General features: G+C 46.4%; 1 protein-coding gene and 2 pseudogenes. 2 read left to right on the top strand and 1 reads right to left on the bottom strand.

The annotated features are described in order from the left end of the window. A partial coding sequence (locus BFF42_RS18805) for an integrase core domain-containing protein (protein WP_000318964.1) occupies positions 1 to 286 on the top strand: 286 nt, incomplete at its 5' end. Positions 287 to 298: 12 nt separating this feature from the next. Further along, a pseudogene (locus tag BFF42_RS18800) lies at positions 299 to 595 on the top strand (phosphoethanolamine transferase); the annotation flags it as partial. Here the strand turns inward: BFF42_RS18800 and BFF42_RS18795 are convergent. Continuing rightward, a pseudogene (locus BFF42_RS18795) lies at positions 569 to 860 on the bottom strand (IS1-like element IS1X2 family transposase); the annotation flags it as partial. The pseudogenes BFF42_RS18800 and BFF42_RS18795 overlap by 27 nt on opposite strands.

Genomic DNA, 860 nt, shown 5'->3' with positions numbered 1-860 from the left:
AACACGCCAGTTCGCCCGGATGTTGGGACTTGAACCGAAGAACACGGCGGTGCGGAGTCCGGAGAGTAACGGAATAGCAGAGAGCTTCGTGAAAACGATAAAGCGTGACTACATCAGTATCATGCCCAAACCAGACGGGTTAACGGCAGCAAAGAACCTTGCAGAGGCGTTCGAGCATTATAACGAATGGCATCCGCATAGTGCGCTGGGTTATCGCTCGCCACGGGAATATCTGCGGCAGCGGGCTTGTAATGGGTTAAGTGATAACAGATGTCTGGAAATATAGGGGCAAATCCACTTTGCTTTTTTATCCCTTCTTTTTTGGGTAGTAATAATAAAATATGATGTTTCCTTGCCGACAAAAAAAGTGACAGGAATATTATTGCTGATTGTCATTTCGGGCAGTTTATTTTCCGCTTGTCAATTTGCTTATAAAGATGCAAAAAATAAAAAAACGTTCAGTCCATATATACTAGCGTCGCGATTTGCTACCTATACGCCGTTTTTCAATCTCAACTATTTTGCTTTAGCAGCGAAAAAGCATCAAAGATTAGGTAATGACTCCAACTTACTGATAGTGTTTTATGTTCAGATAATGCCCGATGACCTTGTCATGCAGCTCCACCGATTTTGAGAACGACAGTGACTTCCGTCCCAGCCTTGCCAGATGTTGTCTCAGATTCAGATTATGTCGCTCAATGCGCTGAGTGTAACGCTTGCTGATAACGTGCAGCTTTCCCTTCAGGCGTGATTCATACAGCGGCCAGCCATCCGTCATCCATACCACGACCTCAAAGGCCGACAGCAGGCTCAGAAGACGCTCCAGTGTGGCCAGAGTGCGTTCACCGAAGACGTGCGCC

This window comes from Shigella sp. FC1661, from assembly GCF_001712525.1.
Taxonomy (GTDB): Bacteria; Pseudomonadota; Gammaproteobacteria; order Enterobacterales; family Enterobacteriaceae; genus Escherichia; species Escherichia coli.
The sequence above is the reverse complement of the archived record's forward strand: the minus strand, read 5'-3'. Positions and strand labels throughout refer to the sequence as shown.